The following is a 15515-nucleotide window of genomic DNA, read 5'->3' as shown; positions in this document are numbered from 1 at the left end:
TGCGAAACGGGGACTAGACGGGGCTGACGGGGTGGTGACGGCGCCCGCGGGTGCGGGTCCAGCCGTCGGCGTGCCGCAGGCGCGTGACCAGCTCGCGGCGGAGCTCCTCGCCGGGCACGACGGCGTCGACGACGAGCTCGTCGCCCATGCGCAGCAGGTTGACCTCGGCGCGGTGCTCCTCGACGCGGGCGGCGACGAAGGCCTCGCGCTCGTCCTCGTCGGCGATCTCCGCGATCTTGCCCGCGTAGACCGCGTTGACCGACGCCTCGGGGCCCATCGCGCCGATGAACGCGCTGGGCAGGGCGAGGGTCGCGCGCGGCTCGAAGCCGGGCGCGCACATCGCGTAGAAGCCCGCGGCGTAGGCCTTGCGCAGGACGACGGTGAACTTCGGGACCTCGGCCGACGACATCGCGGTGATCATCTTGGCGCCGTGGCGGATGATCCCCTGGCGCTCGACGGCAACGCCGACCATGAAGCCGGGCACGTCCTGGAGGAACACCAGCGGCACGTTGAACGCGTCGCAGAGGCTGATGAACCGGGCGGCCTTGTCGGCGGAGTCGACGTGGATCGCGCCGCTGCGCACCCGGGGCTGGTTGGCGACGAGCCCGACGACCCGCCCCTCGAGCCGCGCGAACCCGACGACGATCTCCGGCGCCCAGTCGGGCTTGATCTCGAAGAACGAGCCGCCGTCGACGAGCCGGTCGACGACCGCGGCGATGTCGTAGCCGACGGTCGGGTCCTCGGGGACGAGGCCGTCCCAGCCGGCGGCCTCGGGCTCCCGCGGCGCGGCGTCGGGCGGCGGGGCGTCGAAGTGCCCGGGCAGGTAGGAGAAGAGCAGCCGGGCGGCGGCGATCGCCTGCCAGTCCTCGTCGAACACGGCGTCGCCGCAGCCGGACACCTCGGCGTGCATGCGCGCGCCGCCCATCTCCTCGGCGGTGGTGCGCTCGCCGGTGACCTTCTCGGCCACGCGCGGCGACGCGAGGTACATCGACGCCTGCCCGTCGACCATGCCGACCCAGTCGGTGAACGCCGGCATGTACGCCCCGCCGGCGGCCGACGGGCCGTGCAGGCAGCAGATCTGCGGCACCCGGCCGGACAGGGCGACCTGCAGGTGGAAGATCTTCGACGCGCCGCGGCGGCCGGGGAAGAAGCCCATCTGCTCGGTGAGCCGCCCGCCGGCGGAGTCGACGAGGTAGAAGACGGGCAGCAGGTCGCGGTCGGCGCGCTCGAGGATGCGGATCTGCTTCTCGCAGGTCCGCTCGCCCCACGAGCCGGCCTTGACCCCGAAGTCGTGCGCGATCACCGCGACCGGGCGCCCCTCGACCGTCCCGACGCCGGTGACGACGCCGTCGGCCGGCATCCCCGGGGTGCTCGCCGAGGCCAGGACACCGTCCTCGACGAAGCTGCCGGGGTCGAGCAGGACCTCGAGCCGCTCGCGCACCGGGAGCTTGTCCGGCCACCGGCTCGTGTCGCCGCCGCGCCGGGCCCGCTCCGCGGCCGCGAGGACGTCCTCCCCCGAGGGAGGTGCCGGCGTCCCGGGGGGATGGGGCGCCGGCACCTCCCACGCGGGAGGCACGCCGTTGGCAGTCCCGGTCACGTCACGGCACCAGCCGCTTCGCGAGGATCTCGAGCTGGATCTCGTCGGTGCCGCCGCCGATGCGCAGGATGCGGACGTCGCGGTGGTGGCGCGCGATCGGCGTCTCCTCGAGGTAGCCGGCGCCGCCGAAGAGCTGCACCGCCTCGTCGACGATCCACGCCGCCGCCTTGGCCGCGAAGTACTTGGCCGACGCCACCGACCGGTCGGCCTCCGGGTGACCGCGGTCGAGCCGGTCGGCGGCCTTGTAGGTCATGACGCGGGCGGCTTCGAGCTCGATCTCCATCGCGGCGAGGCGGTGGCGCACGGCCTGGCGCGCGGTCAGCGGCTCGCCCGCGACCTCGCGTCCGCGGACGTACTCCGTGACCGTCTCGAGCGCCTCGGCGGCGTGGCCCAGGCCCATCGCGGCGAGTGCGACCCGCTCGAGCTGGAACGCCGACATGATCTGGTGGAAGCCGCGGCCCTCGAGGCCCAGCACGGCGTCGTCTCCGAGCTCGACGCCGTCGAGCACGACCTCGCGGGTGTCCGACGAGTGCCAGCCCATCTTCGCCAGCGGCGCGCCCACCGACAGCCCCGGCGTGCCGGCGGGGACCACGAACGTCGTGATCCCGCGGTGGCCGCCGTCGGGGTCGGTCTTCGCGCCGACGACCAGCACGTCGGCGAGACCCGCGTTGGTGATGTACATCTTCTGGCCGTCGAGCACCCACCCGGTGTCGGTGCGACGGGCGCGGGTGGTGATGCCGGCGACGTCGGACCCCGCGCCGGGCTCGGTCACCGCGATGGCCGCGATCGCCTCGCCCGCGGCCAGGGGGGCCACCCAGCGCTCGCGCTGCTCGGGGGTGCCGTGGCGCACGATGTGCGGGGCGGCCATGTAGGCGCTGACGAGCGCACCGACCGCGATGCCGCCGCAGGCGCGGGAGAGCTCCTCGGCGAGCACGGCGACCGCGGTCGCCTCGCCGCCCTCACCGGCCGAGCCGCCGTGGTCCTCGGGCGTCAGCAGGCCGAGCAGGCCGGCCTCGCCGAGCTCCTTCCAGAGGCGCTCCGGCGGGCGCCCCTCGCGCTCGGCCTCCGCGACGACGGGGCGCACGCGCTGGTCGGTGAAGGCCCGGCACGTCCGCCGGAAGTCCTCGTGGACCTCGCCGAGGTCGTAGGTCACCCACCCGCTCCTTGCTTCGACCGACCGGTCGGGCGAAAGTACCCCACATCACAGACGTTCGGTCAAGACGTGCGAGGGGAACCGGGGGCGGGATGACGACACGGGGGGCCGGGGCGGGCTCGGCGATGGGCAGCCGCGCCGACGAGCAGCGGCAGCGGATCCTCGCCGGCGCCGTGAGCCTCTTCAGCCGCAGCGGGTACCGCGCGGTCTCGATGAACGACGTCGCCGCGTCGGTCGGACTCTCCAAGCCGACGCTCTACCACTACGTGCGCACGAAGGAGGACCTGCTCGTCGCGGTCTACGAGGAGGTCCTCGACGAGAGCCTGCGCAGCGCGCGGCGGATCGTCGCCGAGGCATCGTCGACGCGGGAGGCGGTGCGGGGCCTGATCGTCGAGCGCGTCCGCTACACCTGCGAGCACCGCGATCTGCTGACCATCTGCTTCCACGAGGAGTCGGCGCTCCCCGAGGAGCTCGCCGAGCCGATCCTCGAGCGCCGGCGCCTCTTCGAGCGCGTGGTGCGCGACGCCGTCGAGGCCCACCTGGCCGAGACCGGGCGGACCCTGCCCATGTCGGTCGGCACCTACGTCAGCACCTGCCTGGGCGCGGCGAACTGGACCTACAAGTGGTTCGACCCCGCCGGCCCGCGGACGGCGACCGAGCTCGGGGAGGACGTCGCGAGCGTCCTGCTGCCGATCCTCGACGCGGCCTGACTCGGCGCTCAGGCCGGGAGCAGCGCCTCGTCCTGCACGAAGATGCGCGAGACGGCCGGGTCGACCTGGTTCTCCGCGTGCAGGCGCGTGATGAGGTCGGCGACGGTGACGCCGCGCAGCCCGGCGAGGGTGATCCGCCCGTCGTGGCGGCTCGCGATGCAGCGCTCCACCCGCGGGGCGTGCACCGCGGCGCAGTGCGCGCGCACCTCGTCGGCGAGGCCCGCGACGAGCTCGGCAAGGTCGTCCTCGCCGTCGCGGACGACCTCCACGCAGGCCTGGTACTGGCGGTCGAGCGGCTTCGACATCACCGTGCCGGGGTGGTCGAGGGCCACCTCGATCTCCTCCAGCAGGTGCCGGCGCACCTTGCGCGCGCCCGTGGCCAAGGCCGGGGCGAGCTCGTCGGCGACCCACGTCCGGAAGGTCGCGACGTCGACGTCCGGGCGGCGTCGCAGGAAGAGCAGGTGGCGCAGCAGCCCGTCGCTCCCGTCGGGGGCGGGGTCGGTCGTGTCGACGAGCGTCGCCGAGGCGTCCCCGAGGCTGGGATAGGCGAGCATCTCGCTGAGGAAGTTGATCCCGTCGACCATCTGGAAGTGCGACGCCGCCTGGAACGTCTCCAGGTCCGCCATCTGCGCGAACGTCGCCTCGGGCACGCCGTGGAACTCGTCGGCCTCCGCCGGCGCCGCCGACACCCCGTCCACGGCCGGCCAGCGGGAGCCCGCGAACGACACCAGGTGCAGGAACACGCTGCGCAGGCCCGGGTAGCGGGCGGGCAGCGTGATGTGCACGTCCAGCCAGTACTGCCGGAACTCCGCGACCGTCATCCCCTCCTTCTTGCGCAGGGGCATGACGAGGGTCAGGGCGTCGGGCTGGTCGGTCATGGTGGCGCTCCACGGTGAGGGGAGTCACAGCGTGGCCAGCCACCGCGCCGCCCGGCATGGCCCGGTCCCGCTGACCGGGACACCTGCCGCCGGTCAGCCGTCCCGGAACACCGGGTCGCGCTTCTCGAAGCCGGCCGTGACGGCCTCGACCTGGTTCGGGCTCCCGATCAGCGCGCCGATCTCGGTCTGCTCGGCGGCGAAGCCGGTGGCGAGGTCGACCCGCCCCGCGGTGTCCAGCAGGCGTTTGGCGGCACGGACGGCGTGCGGGCTGCGGCCGGCGATCTCGCGGGCGAGGGCCAGGGCGGCTTCCAGGGGCGCAGGATCGGTCCGCGTGCAGAGCCCCAGCGCCGCGGCCTCGGTGCCGCTCACGACCCGCGCGGTCAGCGTCAGCTCCTTGGCGACGTCGCGGCCCACGAGCTCCGGGAGCACCTGCGTGCCGGTCATGTCGGGGATGAGGCCCCACTTGACCTCCATGACCGAGAGCTTCGCGTCCGGGGCGACGATCCGGATGTCGGCGCCGAGCGCGATCTGCAGCCCGCCGCCCAGCGCGTTGCCCCGGATGGCCGCGATCACCGGGACCTCCAGCTCGGCCCACACCCACGCCGCCCGCTGCCCGGTGGCCCGCGCGGGCCCGGCCGACGGCGGGAGCTGCGCCGACGCCGAGAGGCGCTCGCCGTTCGCCATGGCGCGGAAGGACCCGAAGTCGAGGCCGGCGCAGAAGTCGGGACCCTCGCCGGAGAGCACGACGACCCGCACCGCCGGGTCCTTCCGCAGCGCCTCCCCGGTGTTGACCAGGCCCTCGAACATCGCCGGGTCCAGGGCGTTGCGCTTCTCCGGGCGCGCCAGCCGCACGTCGGCGACCCCGTCGGTGACCTCGACCCGGACGCGCTCGTCACTCATGCGCGCCAGTCAACCAGCGAACGCCCCATCGGCGTGCTCCATGGGAACTTCGCTGCCTCTGTGCGCGCGAACTCCGCGTTGATCACCGAGGCACCCTTCCGTCCCCGCGACCGCCGCTGGCATGCTCGCTGAACGATCGTTCAGGAGGAGGTCGGTGTGGACTTCGCACTCCCAGCGGAGCTGACCCGGCGGCTCGAGGCGCTCGACGACTTCATCGAGCGCGAGATCCGCCCGCTGGAGGAGCAGGACGACAACCAGCGGTTCTTCGACCACCGCCGCGAGTACGCGCGCACCGACTTCGAGAACGGCGGCGTCCCGCGCCGGGACTGGGAGGAGCTGCTCGGCGAGATGTTCCGCCGGGCCGACGCCGCGGGCTGGCTGCGCTACGGGCTGCCGAAGGAGGTGGGCGGCTCCGACGGGACGAACCTCGACATGGCGGTGATCCGCGAGCACCTCGCCCACCGCGGACTCGGCCTGCACAACGACCTGCAGAACGAGTCGTCGGTGGTCGGCAACTTCCCGTTCGCACACATGCTGATGGCGTTCGGCACCGACGCGCAGCGCGAGGAGTTCCTCGAGCCGATGCTCACGCGCACGGCGCGCCTGGGCTTCGGGCTCACCGAGCCCGACCACGGCAGCGACGCCACGTGGATGGAGACCCGCGCGGTCCGCGACGGCGGCGACTGGGTGATCAACGGCGCCAAGCGCTGGAACTCCAACATGCACTCGGCGACCCACGACGTCGTCTTCGCGCGGACGTCCGGGGACGACGGCGCCGCGCGTGGCATCACGGCGTTCTTCGTCCCCACGGACACGCCCGGCTTCTCGGTCGACTTCCACTGGTGGACGCTGAACATGCCCACCGACCACGCCGAGGTGAGCCTGCGCGACGTCCGCGTCCCCGACGAGGCGATCTTCGGTTCCGAAGGTGAAGGGTTGAGCGTCGCCCAGACGTTCGTGCACGAGAACCGCATCCGCCAGGCCGCCTCGGGCGTCGGCGCCGGCCAGTACTGCATCGACCGCAGCGTCGACTACGCCCGCGAGCGGCACACGTTCGGCGCGCCGCTGGCGACACGCCAGGCGATCCAGTGGCCGCTGGTCGAGCTGCAGACCGAGGCCGAGATGCTGCGCGGGCTGGTCCGCAAGACCGCGTGGGAGCTCGACCGCCGCCCGCACATGGAGATCAGCGACCGCGTCTCGATGTGCAACTACCGCGCCAACCGCTTCGTCTGCGAGGCCGCCGACCGCGCGATGCAGGTGCACGGCGGGCTCGGCTACTCGCGGCACACCCCGTTCGAGCACATCTACCGCCACCACCGCCGCTACCGGATCACCGAGGGCGCGGAGGAGATCCAGATGCGCAAGGTCGCGGGCTACCTGTTCGGCTTCGCCGGGCCGACCAAGCGGTGAGCGTCCCCGAGCTGGCCGAGAGTCTCGGCGAGCGCCTGTCGGCGGTCACCGGCACGGCCGTCACCGTCGAGCACCTGCGCCGCCTGACCGCGGGCGCCAGCCGCGAGACCTGGTCGTTCACGGCAGCGGGAGCCGCCGAGCGCCGCGACCTCGTGCTGCGCCGCGACCCGCCCGGCGACGACCGCCCCGAGGGCATGGCGCTCGAGGCCGCGTCGCTCGCGGCCGCCGCGGCGGCGGGCGTCCCCGTGCCGCCCCTGGTCGACAGCGGCAGCGACCCCGCGATCGTCGGCTCGCCCTATCTCGTCACGGGGCTCGTCGACGGCGAGACCCTCGGGCCGCGCATCCTGCGCGAGGAGCGCTACGCGGCCGCCCGCGAGGGGCTCGCCGCGGAGCTGGGCCGCACGCTCGCCCGCGTGCACGCGATCCCGCTCGACGCCGTGCCCGGGCTCCCGGCCGACGACCCCGTCGAGGACCTCCGGGCGACCTACGACCGCCTCGACGAGCCCCTGCCGACCGTCGAGATCGCCCTGCGCTGGCTCGACCGCCACCGGCCCGCCCCGGTCGCCGACGCCGTGGTCCACGGCGACTTCCGCCTCGGCAACCTCATCGTCGCCGAGGACGGGCTGGCCGCGGTGCTGGACTGGGAACAGGTCCACCGGGGCGACCCGCGCGAGGACCTCGGCTGGCTGTGCGTGAAGTGCTGGCGCTTCGGCTCGCCGCTGCCCGTGGCCGGCCTCGGCACCCTCGACGAGCTGCTCGACGGCTACGCCGAGGTGGCCGGTCACCGTCCCGACCCCGAGGCCGTGCGGTGGTGGCAGGTCCACCGCACGACGTGGTGGGCGCTCGGCTGCCGGCGGATGGCCGAGCGCCACCTGTCGGGGGAGACGTCGTCGGTCGAGCTCGCGGCCATCGGGCGCCGGGTCGCCGAGAACGAGCACGACCTGCTGCTCCTGCTGGGCCTGCCCGCCGGGGAGCACACCGCCGCCGAGACGCCGCCGTCCGATCTCACGGGGCGCCCGAGCGCGGTCGACCTCGTCGACGCCGTGACGGCGTTCCTGCGCGAGGACGTCATGACCACCGGCGACGAGCGGACCGCGTTCCTCGCCCGCGTCGCGGCGAACGTGCTCGGCGGCGTCGGCCGGGAGCTGCGGCTGGGTCCCGAGCACGAGCGCCGCCACCGCGAACGGCTCGCCGCCCTCGGGTACGCCGACCAGGCCGGTCTCGCCGCCGCGATCCGCCACGGGGAGATCGACGACACCGACCCCGCGCTGCGGGCGGCCGTCCGGGCCGCGGTGACCGACCGGCTCGCCGTCGCCAACCCCCCGCTACCTGGAGCAGCCCTCGTGAGCGCGATGCGCACCGTGACGACCGGCCTCGGCTTCCCCGAGGGGCCGGTGGCGCTGGGGAACGGCGACGTCCTCGTCGTGGAGATCCGCCGGGGCACGCTGACCCGCGTGGCGCCCGACGGCACCACCACCGTCGTCGCCGAGCTCGGCGGCGGACCCAACGGCGCGGCGATCGGCCCGGACGGCGCGGTCTACGTCTGCAACAACGGCGGCTTCGCCTGGCACGACCGCGACGGCATCACCGCGCCGGGGCACCAGCCCGACGAGTACGTCGGCGGCAGCATCCAGCGGGTCGCGCTCGACACGGGCGAGGTCACCGACCTCTACACCGCCTGCGACGGACGGCCGCTGCGCGGACCCAACGACATCGTCTTCGACGGCGACGGCGGCTTCTGGTTCACCGACATCGGCAAGAGCCGGGACCGCGAGCGCGACACCGGGGCCCTCTACCACGCGCGCCCGGACGGCTCGTCGATCACCGAGGTCGTGCACCCGCTGACGCAGCCGAACGGGGTGGGCCTCGCCCCTGACGGGTCGCGGCTCTACGTCGCCGAGACCGTCACCGGACGGGTATGGGCGTGGGACGTCACCGGTTCGGGACGCCTCGCGCGCACGGCGCAGCCCGTCGGCCCGCGGGGCGCCGCGCTCCTGCACGGGTTCGGCGGCTACCAGATGCTCGACTCGCTCGCCGTCGACGGCGACGGGAACGTCTGCGTCGCCACCCTGATGACCGGCGCGATCAGCGTGATCGCCCCCGACGGCACGCTGCTGCGGCAGGTCCCGGTGCCCGAGCACGACCCGTACGTCACCAACATCTGCTTCGCCGGGAGCGGGTCGCGCAGAGCCTGGGTCACGTCGTCCGGGCGCGGCATCCTCTACGCGCTGGAGTGGGACACCGCCGGTCTCGACCTGGCATTCACGGCATGAAGGAGAGAGCGCATGGCCTGGGACTTCTCGACCGAGCCGGAGTTCGCCGAGCAGCTCGCGTGGATGCGGACCTTCGTCCGTGACGAGATCGAGCCGCTCGAGACCCTCGACCTCGACGGGCCGACGCTCAAGCGGGCGACGGCGCCGCTGCAGGAGGAGGTCAAGGCGCGCGGACTGTGGGCCGCGCACCTGCCGCCGGAGCTGGGCGGGGGCGGGTTCGGCCAGGTCAAGCTCGGGCTGATGCACGAGATCCTCGGGCGCTGCGCGTACGCGCCGTCGGTGTTCGGCAACAACGCCCCCGATTCGGGCAACGCCGAGCTGCTCGCCCTGGGGGCGAACGACGACCAGAAGAAGAAGTGGATGGAGCCGCTGCTCGACGGCACGCTGCGCAGCGCGTTCTCGATGACCGAGCCGAACGCCGGCGCCGACCCGACGCTGCTCACGACCCGCGCCGAGCGCGTCGGCGACGAGTACGTCGTGAACGGCCACAAGTGGTTCACGTCGAACGGTTCGGTGGCCGACTTCCTCATCCTCATGGCCGTCACCGACCCGGACGCGGCGCCGCGGCGGCGGGCGTCGATGTTCGTCGTCCCCACCGACACCCCCGGCGTGGAGGTCCTGCGCGACATCCCGACGATGGAGCACCCCGAGGAGCAGGAGCCCCGGCCGGGCGGGCACGCCGAGGTGATCTACCGCGACGTCCGCGTGCCGGTGGAGAACCTCGTCGGCGCCGAGGGCGACGGCTTCCTGCTCGCCCAGAAGCGGCTCGGTCCCGGGCGCATCCACCACTGCATGCGCTGGCTCGGGCAGTCGCAGCGCGCCTTCGACATGCTCTGCGAGCGGGCGGTCTCGCGGTACACCCACGGGTCGGTGCTCTCGGAGAAGCAGATGGTCCAGGACTGGATCGCGACCTCGACCGCGGAGATGACCGCCGCGCGCCTGATGACGCTGCAGGCCGCCTGGAAGATGGACCAGGGTGGCACCGAGGCGGCGCTCACCGACATCGCGATGATCAAGTTCTACGGCGCGACCGTGCTCTACAACGTCATCGACCGCGCGATCCAGGTGCACGGCTCGCTGGGCTTCACCACCGACCTGCCGCTGGAGTCGATGTACCGCCACGCCCGGGCGGCGCGCATCTACGACGGCCCCGACGAGGTCCACAAGGTCACCGTCGCCCGCCGGGTGCTGCGCGGCTACGAGCCCCGCGAGGTGCCCGGCGAGCACGTGCCGACACGCCGCGAGGCGGCGCGCAGGAAGTTCGCGCACCTGCTGGACGCGGCCGCCGTGGGCCGCTAGTAGTTGTCCCCAACCGATCCGACCCCCGAAGGAGACACCCGGCGATGATCGCTGTGGGAGAGAAGATCCCCGACGTGCCGCTGACGACGGTCGACGCCGCGGGCACCACCGAGTCCGTGCGCTCCGGCGAGCTCTTCGGCTCGGGACGGACCGTGCTGTTCGGCGTGCCCGCCGCGTTCAGCCCGACCTGCAGCGACGCGCACCTCCCGGGGTTCGTGGCCAAGGCCGGCGAGATCTCGGCGAAGGGCGTCGACCGGATCGTCTGCGTCTCGGTCAACGACCCGTTCGTTATGACGGCCTGGGCGAAGGACCAGGGCGTCGAGGGCGTGATCATGCTCGCCGACGGCTCGGCGCTGTTCGCCAAGGCGATGGGACTGGACCTCGACGGCACCGACTTCGGGCTCGGCATCCGTTCGCAGCGCTACGCGTCGATCATCGACGACGGGACGTTGACCTGGATCGACGTCGAGGCCGCGCCGCCGGACCACGAGGTCTCCACCGCCGACGTGGTGCTGACCAAGCTCTGATCACCGGCGGTGGTCCACGATCCGTCGTGCGATCACCGTGTAGCGCGCGACGAGGTCCTCCACCGCGAGCCCGCCCTCCCGCTCACCCGGCTCGTACCACTGTTCCGGCTGGTACCACTGCGCGATCGCGTTGCACGCCGCGACGACGGCGCGGCGGGCGTCGGCGGGGTGCTCGCACCCGAACACCCCGCGCGCCACGCCGTCGTCGACGAGGTCGGCCCACAGCCGGGACGCGGCCGCGCGCATCCCGTCGAGACGCTCGCGGTTGCCGGGCTCGAGGTTGCGCCACTCCGAGGCGGCGATCGTGCTCTCGACCCGCCGGCTGACGCGGTACTCGACGGTCGCGCGCACGAGCGCGTCGAGCCGCGCGGCCGGGTCGTCGCCGGCGTCCTGCAGCGCCTCGTCGCAGCGCCGGAAGTACTCCGCGGTGCTCTCCTCGATCAGCGCCGTGAGCAGGTCCTGCTTGCTCGGGTGCCAGTGGTAGAGCGCCGAGAGCGACAGGCCCGCCCGCGCGGCGATGTCGCGGATCGAGCTGCCGTGGTAGCCGCGCTCGGCGAAGCTCTCGCGCGCGGCCCGGGTGATGGCGTCGCGACCGCCACCGCGGGGCACGGTGGTCATCGCGACAGCCTAGTGGCCCGGTGAACGATCGATCGATAGGTTCGCCGGGCACCACCGCCGCCACGGGACGGAGCCGCACCCCCCATGGACGAGGACGTCCTGCTCGCCCGCCGCGAGGGCGGCGTGCTGACGCTGACCCTGAACCGGCCCGAGCGCCGCAACGCCCTCGACCTGGCCTCCTGGCGGGCGCTGCACGCGCAGCTGTCGGCGGCCCGCGACGACGATGCGGTGCGCGCCGTGGTGATCACCGGGGCGGGCGGGGCGTTCTGCGCAGGCGCCGACCTCTCCGGGCCCCGCGAGGGCCACCCGCTGGACCGGATGCGCTTCATCAACGAGATCGCGCTGATGCTCCACGAGCTGCCGGTCCCGACGATCGCGCACGTCGACGGCGTCGCGGTCGGGGCGGGCTGGAACCTCGCGCTGGGCTGCGACCTCGTTGTCGCCACGCCGACCTCGCGCTTCTCGCAGATCTTCGCCAAGCGGGGGCTGTCGCTGGACTTCGGCGGCTCGTGGCTGCTGCCGCGCCTGGTCGGGATACAGCAGGCCAAGCGCCTCGCGCTGCTCGCCGAGATGATCGACGCCGAGGAGGCGCTGCGGCTGGGCCTCGTGACCTGGGTCGTCGCGCCCGGGGAGATCGGGGCCTTCGTCGACGACCTCGCCGCGCGGCTCGTCGCGAACGCGCCGGTCGCCGTCGCCCAGTCCAAGGCCCTGCTGCACGAGAACGCCGACCGCACGCTGCGCGACGCGCTCGCGAGCGAGGCACGCGCGCAGGCCGTCAACTTCGCGACGGAGGACGCCCCCGAGGCGTTCGCCGCGTTCCGCGACAAGCGGGACCCGACGTTCACGGGCCGCTGGGCCGTGACGTGAGCCTGTTCGACCTGGACGGGCACGTCGCGCTCGTCACCGGCGGCAACTCGGGCATCGGTCTCGGGATGGCCCGCGGGCTCGCGCGGTGCGGCGCCGACGTCGCGATCTGGGGCACGAACGAGGAGCGCAACGCCGCCGCGGTCGACGAGCTCACGGCCCTGGGTGCCCGGGCACGGGCGTGGCGCTGTGACGTCGGCGACGAGGACGCGGTGACCGGGGCGTTCGACGGCGTCGTCGAGCACTTCGGGCGCGTCGACTCCTGCTTCGCCAACGCCGGCATCGGCGGGTCCGGGGCGCGGTTCGTCGACACGACGCTCGAGGACTTCCGCCGCGTCACCCGGATCAACCTCGACGGCGCGTTCCTGACGCTGCGCGCGGCCGCGCGGCACATGATCGAGCGCGGGGGAGGCGGGGTGCTCGTCGGCACCTCGAGCGTGTCGACGGTGCACGGCGCCCCGCGCAACCAGGCCTACGCCGCGACCAAGGCCGGCATGACGGCGATCATCAAGGGCTGCGCGATCGAGCTCGCCCGGTACGGCATCAACGCGCACTCGCTCGTCGTCGGCTGGACCGAGACGCCGCTGGCGTCGCCGACGCTGCACGACGAGCGCTTCGAGCAGGCCGTCATGCCGCGGATGCCGCAGCGGCGCTGGGGTCGGCCCGACGACTTCGCCCGCCTCGCGGTGTACCTCGCCGGCGGGGCCGGAGGCTTCCAGACCGGCGACGAGATCGTCGTCGACGGGGCCTACTCGATCTTCTGACTGGTCCGTCCGGCCTCTGTGAGCGATCTTCGGTGCTATTGCACCGAAGATCGCTCACATACCCGGGCGATCACCTGCCAAGGTCGGCACATGCCGTGGGGACGGACGCCGTCGATCCGCTCGCTCGCGGGCGCACTCGTCGCGCTCGTCGCCGTGTTCGTCGTCCTCGGCCTCGTCACGACCGCCCTCGTCGTGACCACCCCCGGCCCGACGTGGGCCTACGTCGGGCTCGTGGTGGTGGCGTGGGTGCACGTCGCGGCGGGCGTGGTCGCGTGGTGGCAGCGGCCGAGCAACGCGACCGGCGGGCTACTGGTCGCCGGCGGCGGGGCCTGGCTGCTCGCCGACCTCGGCAACACCGGGGTCCCCGCGCTGGCGGCCGTCGGCTCCGTCACCGCGACGACCCCGGTCGCCGTCCTCGTGCAGCTGCTCCTCGCGTTCCCGTCGGGGCGGGTGCGCGACCCGGCCGCCCGCGTGGTCGTGGGGGCCGCCTGGGTGACCGTGCTCGTCCTGCAGGCCCCGGAGTACCTGTTCACGCCCCAGCCGCCGCCCCACCAGCTGCTCGCGATCGCCGACCGGCCCGACCTCGCCGCGGTCGGCGGGACCGTGCAGCGGGTCGTCGGCGCCCTCGTGGTGGTGGCGACGGTCGTGCTGGTGGTCCGGCGGCTGCGCGCGACCGACCGTGAGCGGCGCCGCGTCCTGCTGCCGCTCGCCGCCTACGGGGTGGTCGCGGCGGTCATGGTGCCGCTCGGCGCGGCAGTCGCCGACCTCGTCGGGCTGGACCCGGTGACGCTCGGCGTGGTGCAGATCGTCGCCCTCGCCGGCGTGCCCGTCGCCTTCGTGACGGGCCTGTTGCGCGGCGGGTTCGCCCGGACCGGGGAGGTCGAGGAGCTCGCCGCGTGGCTGGGCGGCGCGGACGGACGCCCGGGGCTGGCGCGCGCCTGCGCGCGGGCCCTCGGCGACCCGACGGCCCAGGTCGTGTTCTGGCTGCCCGGCCCCGGGCACTACGTCGACGCCGCCGGCGCGCCGGCGCCGCTGCCCGGCGCGGGGTCGGGGCGGGCCGCCGTGGAGGTGGAGCTCCGGGGCCGCCGCGTCGGGGCGATCGCCTACGACGCGACCCTCCTGGCCGACCCGGAACCGGTCGCGGCGGCGGGACGGGTCCTGGCGCTCGCGATCGACCGCGAACGGCTGCTCGCCGAGCTGCGCGCCTCCGACGCCGCCCTGCGCCGCTCGCGGCAGCGGCTCGTCGAGGCCGCCGACGGCGAGCGGCGGCGGATCGCCCGTGACCTGCACGACGGCCTCCAGGTGCGGCTCGTCCTGCTCGCCCTCGACGCCCAGCGGCTCGCCGACGACGCCGGTCCCGCGCTGCGGGAGCGTGCCGTCGCGCTGCGGACGGGCATCGACGACGCGGCCACCGAGCTGCGCGGGCACGTGCACGCCGTGATGCCCGCGGCCCTGGTGGAGCGCGGGCTCGCCGCGGCGACCGAGGACCTCGTGGACCGCGTCCCGCTGCCGACGCGCCTCGAGCTCGCGCTCGAGGACGGGACCCTGCCGCCCGCGGTCGAGAGCACCGCGTACTTCGTCGTCGCCGAGGGCCTCACCAACGCCCTGCGCCACGCGCACGCGCGTGCCCTCGCCGTCCGGGTGGTCGCCGCCGACGGCTCGGTCCGGGTCGAGGTCAGCGACGACGGCGAGGGCGGGGTGGGCGGCCCCGCGGGCGGCGGGATGCGGGGCCTGGCCGACCGGGTCGGCGCCGTCGGGGGCTCGCTGAGCGTGGACAGCCCGGTCGGTGGGGGCACGACGGTGACCGTGGAGCTGCCGTGCGGGTCGTGATCGGTGAGGACGAGGCGCTGCTGCGGCAGGGCCTGGTGCACCTGCTCGAGCACACCGGGCACACGGTGTGCGGCGCCGCCGCCGACGCCCCGGACCTCGCGCGGCTCGCGGCCGAGCACGCGCCCGACCTGATCGTCACCGACATCCGCATGCCGCCGGGGAACACCGACGACGGGCTGCGCGCCGCGCTGGCCCTGCACCGCGGACCCACCGCCGTCCCGGTCGTCCTGCTCTCCCAGCACCTCCAGCGCCGCTACGCCCGCGAGCTGCTGGCCGAGCGCCCGTCCGGGGTCGGCTACCTGCTCAAGCAGCGCATCGCCGACATCGCCACCTTCGTGGCCGACCTCGAGCGCGTCGCCGCCGGCGGCACGGTGCTCGACCCCGAGATCGTCGCGCTGATGGCGGCCCGGGCCCGGCTCGACGACGACGCGTTCGGCGGGCTCTCCCCGCGCCAGCAGGAGGTCCTGCGCCTCATGGCCGAGGGCCGCAGCAACGCCGCGATCGGCCGGGAGCTCGGGGTCACCGAGAAGGCCGTGATCGGCCAGATCTCCCGCATCTACGAGGCCCTGGGCCTGCCGCCGACCGACGACGACCACCGCCGCGTCCTCGCCGTGGTGCGCTACCTCGCGGGCTGACCCGCCGGCTCGTCAAGGGAGCCAGGTCCCGCCACGCTCGGGAGCTGGGTCGGTGGG

The 15515-nt window shown here is 74.3% G+C and carries 14 protein-coding genes; 9 read left to right on the top strand and 5 right to left on the bottom strand.

Going from position 1 to position 15515, the window contains the following annotated elements; translation table 11 throughout:
* Window positions 1-13: 13 nt before the first annotated feature.
* Both WCD41_RS29425 and WCD41_RS29420 read right to left on the bottom strand, forming a co-directional pair.
* Window positions 14-1597, bottom strand: a complete 1584-nt coding sequence (locus tag WCD41_RS29425) for an acyl-CoA carboxylase subunit beta (protein WP_337718811.1) — start codon at window positions 1595-1597, stop codon at window positions 14-16.
* A 1-nt stretch (window position 1598) separates the two neighbouring features.
* Complete coding sequence (locus tag WCD41_RS29420; RefSeq protein ID WP_337718810.1) at window positions 1599-2750, bottom strand: acyl-CoA dehydrogenase family protein; 1152 nt, start codon at window positions 2748-2750, stop codon at window positions 1599-1601.
* A gap of 92 nt (window positions 2751-2842) precedes the next feature.
* Between WCD41_RS29420 and WCD41_RS29415 the strand changes: the two genes are divergently transcribed.
* Window positions 2843-3460 carry a TetR/AcrR family transcriptional regulator gene (locus WCD41_RS29415; RefSeq protein ID WP_337718809.1) on the top strand — a complete coding sequence of 206 codons (618 nt, stop codon included), beginning with the start codon at window positions 2843-2845 and terminating at the stop codon, window positions 3458-3460.
* Between the two features lie 8 nt (window positions 3461-3468).
* Here the strand turns inward: WCD41_RS29415 and WCD41_RS29410 are convergent, their stop codons facing one another.
* The gene (locus WCD41_RS29410) at window positions 3469-4338 is read right to left on the bottom strand and encodes an EthD domain-containing protein (RefSeq protein WP_337718808.1); all 870 of its coding nucleotides are present in this window, start codon (window positions 4336-4338) and stop codon (window positions 3469-3471) included.
* 93 nt (window positions 4339-4431) lie between these two features.
* Window positions 4432-5238 carry a crotonase/enoyl-CoA hydratase family protein gene (locus WCD41_RS29405; RefSeq protein ID WP_337718807.1) on the bottom strand — a complete coding sequence of 269 codons (807 nt, stop codon included), beginning with the start codon at window positions 5236-5238 and terminating at the stop codon, window positions 4432-4434.
* A 156-nt stretch (window positions 5239-5394) separates the two neighbouring features.
* Here WCD41_RS29405 and WCD41_RS29400 point away from each other — a divergent pair, with 156 nt between their 5' ends.
* Genes WCD41_RS29400 through WCD41_RS29385 form a run of 4 tightly spaced genes read left to right on the top strand, consistent with a single transcriptional unit; the run spans window position 5395 to window position 10747 of the window.
* A complete protein-coding gene (locus WCD41_RS29400) occupies window positions 5395-6648 on the top strand; it encodes an acyl-CoA dehydrogenase family protein (RefSeq protein ID WP_337718806.1) in 1254 nt (417 codons plus the stop codon).
* Window positions 6645-8921 (top strand): SMP-30/gluconolactonase/LRE family protein, encoded by a 2277-nt coding sequence (locus WCD41_RS29395; protein ID WP_337718805.1) that lies wholly within the window; start codon window positions 6645-6647, stop codon window positions 8919-8921. The genes WCD41_RS29400 and WCD41_RS29395 overlap by 4 nt, the downstream gene beginning before the upstream one ends.
* 12 nt (window positions 8922-8933) lie before the next feature.
* Window positions 8934-10220, top strand: coding sequence for an acyl-CoA dehydrogenase family protein (locus WCD41_RS29390; RefSeq protein ID WP_337718804.1), 1287 nt, complete (start codon window positions 8934-8936; stop codon window positions 10218-10220).
* Window positions 10221-10264: 44 nt separating this feature from the next.
* On the top strand, window positions 10265-10747 hold the full coding sequence (locus tag WCD41_RS29385; RefSeq protein WP_337718803.1) for a peroxiredoxin: 483 nt from the start codon (window positions 10265-10267) through the stop codon (window positions 10745-10747).
* On the opposite strand, the gene WCD41_RS29380 is transcribed toward WCD41_RS29385, so the two are convergent.
* Complete coding sequence (locus WCD41_RS29380; protein ID WP_337718802.1) at window positions 10748-11365, bottom strand: TetR/AcrR family transcriptional regulator; 618 nt, start codon at window positions 11363-11365, stop codon at window positions 10748-10750.
* Window positions 11366-11449: 84 nt separating this feature from the next.
* On the opposite strand from WCD41_RS29380, the gene WCD41_RS29375 reads away from it, so the two are divergent.
* The 4 genes from WCD41_RS29375 to WCD41_RS29360 all read left to right on the top strand — a co-directional run bounded on the left by WCD41_RS29375 (window position 11450) and on the right by WCD41_RS29360 (window position 15458).
* Complete coding sequence (locus WCD41_RS29375; RefSeq protein ID WP_337718801.1) at window positions 11450-12232, top strand: enoyl-CoA hydratase/isomerase family protein; 783 nt, start codon at window positions 11450-11452, stop codon at window positions 12230-12232.
* Window positions 12229-12993, top strand: a complete 765-nt coding sequence (locus tag WCD41_RS29370; RefSeq protein WP_337718800.1) for an SDR family NAD(P)-dependent oxidoreductase — start codon at window positions 12229-12231, stop codon at window positions 12991-12993. The genes WCD41_RS29375 and WCD41_RS29370 overlap by 4 nt, the downstream gene beginning before the upstream one ends.
* Window positions 12994-13083: 90 nt before the next feature.
* Window positions 13084-14823 (top strand): histidine kinase, encoded by a 1740-nt coding sequence (locus WCD41_RS29365; protein ID WP_337718799.1) that lies wholly within the window; start codon window positions 13084-13086, stop codon window positions 14821-14823.
* Window positions 14811-15458, top strand: coding sequence for a response regulator (locus WCD41_RS29360; protein ID WP_337718798.1), 648 nt, complete (start codon window positions 14811-14813; stop codon window positions 15456-15458). The genes WCD41_RS29365 and WCD41_RS29360 overlap by 13 nt, the downstream gene beginning before the upstream one ends.
* Window positions 15459-15515 lie beyond the last annotated feature (57 nt).

Origin of the sequence: Actinomycetospora aeridis (genome assembly GCF_037400275.1) — a bacterium.
Classification (GTDB): domain Bacteria; phylum Actinomycetota; class Actinomycetes; order Mycobacteriales; family Pseudonocardiaceae; genus Actinomycetospora; species Actinomycetospora aeridis.
This window is presented reverse-complemented; position numbering and strand designations above follow the sequence as displayed.

What these genes read in the sequence shown, in the direction of transcription:
- WCD41_RS29390 (WP_337718804.1), top strand. Translation starts at nt 8,934, where the DNA reads ATGGCCTGGGACTTCTCGACCGAGCCGGAGTTCGCCGAGCAGCTCGCG.
- WCD41_RS29410 (WP_337718808.1), bottom strand. Translation starts at nt 4,338, where the DNA reads ATGACCGACCAGCCCGACGCCCTGACCCTCGTCATGCCCCTGCGCAAG.
- WCD41_RS29405 (WP_337718807.1), bottom strand. Translation starts at nt 5,238, where the DNA reads ATGAGTGACGAGCGCGTCCGGGTCGAGGTCACCGACGGGGTCGCCGAC.
- WCD41_RS29385 (WP_337718803.1), top strand. Translation starts at nt 10,265, where the DNA reads ATGATCGCTGTGGGAGAGAAGATCCCCGACGTGCCGCTGACGACGGTC.
- WCD41_RS29375 (WP_337718801.1), top strand. Translation starts at nt 11,450, where the DNA reads ATGGACGAGGACGTCCTGCTCGCCCGCCGCGAGGGCGGCGTGCTGACG.
- WCD41_RS29380 (WP_337718802.1), bottom strand. Translation starts at nt 11,365, where the DNA reads ATGACCACCGTGCCCCGCGGTGGCGGTCGCGACGCCATCACCCGGGCC.
- WCD41_RS29415 (WP_337718809.1), top strand. Translation starts at nt 2,843, where the DNA reads ATGACGACACGGGGGGCCGGGGCGGGCTCGGCGATGGGCAGCCGCGCC.
- WCD41_RS29365 (WP_337718799.1), top strand. Translation starts at nt 13,084, where the DNA reads ATGCCGTGGGGACGGACGCCGTCGATCCGCTCGCTCGCGGGCGCACTC.